The sequence below is a fragment of the Aeromicrobium sp. 50.2.37 genome (assembly GCF_024655735.1).
Classification (GTDB): Bacteria; Actinomycetota; Actinomycetes; order Propionibacteriales; family Nocardioidaceae; genus Aeromicrobium.
This window is the reverse complement of sequence record NZ_JANLGG010000001.1, coordinates 91,911-93,551: the sequence shown is the minus strand read 5'-3', so window position 1 is coordinate 93,551 and position 1,641 is coordinate 91,911. Positions and strand designations below refer to the sequence as shown.

Annotated in this window: 2 protein-coding genes; one reads left to right on the top strand and one right to left on the bottom strand. The window is 71.2% G+C overall.

What is annotated here, in order from left to right; genetic code table 11:
• Window positions 1–85: 85 nt before the first annotated feature.
• Window positions 86–511, bottom strand: a complete 426-nt coding sequence (locus NUV38_RS00385) for an organic hydroperoxide resistance protein (RefSeq protein WP_257727236.1) — start codon at window positions 509–511, stop codon at window positions 86–88.
• A 195-nt stretch (window positions 512–706) separates the two neighbouring features.
• Here NUV38_RS00385 and NUV38_RS00380 point away from each other — a divergent pair, with 195 nt between their 5' ends.
• Window positions 707–1,432, top strand: a complete 726-nt coding sequence (locus NUV38_RS00380; RefSeq protein WP_257727235.1) for a hypothetical protein — start codon at window positions 707–709, stop codon at window positions 1,430–1,432.
• The last annotated feature ends 209 nt before the right edge of the window (window positions 1,433–1,641 follow it).

The following is a 1,641-nucleotide window of genomic DNA, read 5'->3' as shown; positions in this document are numbered from 1 at the left end:
ATGTAGTCGAGCCGCGGTGGAAAATGTTCCACCGCGGCTCCTCCCAAGGCAGGACGCACCCGGCACAGGTGCGGCCTGCGGGCTCTCAGTCGTCGGTGACGACGACGGTGACGGCGATGTTGCCGCGCGTGGCGTTGGAGTACGGGCACACCTGGTGGGCCTGGTCGGCCAGCTTCTGGGCCTCGTCGTGCGAGAGCGCGGGCACGACGACCTCGAGGGTCACCGCGAGCTCGAAGCCACCCTGGCCGTTCGGGCCGATGTCGACCTTCGCGCCGACGCTGGAGTCGGTGACGTCGGCCTTGGCCTGGCGGGCCACCATCTGCAGGGCGCTGTGGAAGCAGGCCGCATAGCCCGAGGCGAACAGCTGCTCGGGGTTCGTGCCCTCGCCGTTGCCGCCCATGGCCTTCGGCAGCGCGGTGCGCACGTCGAGCTGGCCGTCGGAGCTGACGACGTGGCCGCCGTCGCGTCCTCCGCCGGTGGCGAGTGCCTCTGCCGTGTAGATCGCGTCCATGCGTCCTCCTGAAGTCGTGGGGTGTGGCGCTGTCTCGCGCCCTTCGATCATTGCACACGATTACATCGTGCACAATGCTTTGGTCCTTCCGAGTGGTGTGGCGGGTTTGGCATGATCGTCCTCGACCGACCTCCCCCACCTCACCCACCGCGCCCCTCCAATCCCCAGCCCCACCAACCCAGCGAAGGACGTCCCGTGCTGCGCATCGCCTGGTCCGTCGGCCCCGACGTCGGCGGCAGCACGGTCGTGGAGCCCGGCGGCAAGCTGGTCCTCGCCCGACGCATGACGCTGCCGGAGCAGCGACCGGTGGCGGTCGAGGAGATCGGCGGGTCGGCGTACGTGCTCGTCCGACTCCCCTACCTGAGCGACCCCGCCGTGGTGGTGCAGTCCGGGCCCGGCCATCCGGTGCTCCATCGCGGCCAGCGCGCGAACGGCGTCGTCATGGAGGTGGTCACCCCCGACGGCGACGCGTCGACGCCGGTGCCCGGCCAGCGGATGTCACTCACCGCCCCCGGCACGCGCATCTCGCTGCGCTTCCCCGACCAGACCCTGGAGCTGGTGGTCGACTTCGATCCCCCGACGCTCCGCCCGTCGGGCACCGGCACCGTGCAGCTCGACGTCGACGCCCTGCAGCACGACGACGCCTGGCTCGTGGCGGCGATCGCCGTGGCCATCTCGCCCGACAACGGGGTCGTCTCGCACGCCCAGCTGAAGGAGGCGTTCGCGCGGTGGCGCGACGAGCCCGAGCGCAGCGACGGGGCCTTCGACCGCAACGTGCTCCGTCCGGCCCTGGAGGCCCGCGGCGTGGAGCTCCCCGGCCCACGCCTCAACAAGATCCTGTACCTGGTGGAGCGCTGCCGCCGCACCCACGAGTTCCCACCGCGCGTGCTCGAGCAGGTCCGCTCCCGCCTCGGCGCCTGACCGCCGCGCGTGGTCTCGATACGCGATCGCCACGCTCGTCCCTCGCGGGCGACCGCTACTCGACCACCGATGGAGCGGTCCTCACCGACCAGACTGGTCGAGTGGCCACGTCCCGCGAGGAACGATCAGCCCCACCACCCGCTGGTCGAGTAGCCACGTCCCGCGAGGAACGATCAGCCCCACCACCCGCTGGTCGAGTAGCCACGTCC

Bases quoted from the DNA above. Each gene is read 5' to 3' on its own strand.
- NUV38_RS00385 (WP_257727236.1), bottom strand. From the start codon at position 511: ATGGACGCGATCTACACGGCAGAGGCACTCGCCACCGGCGGAGGACGC.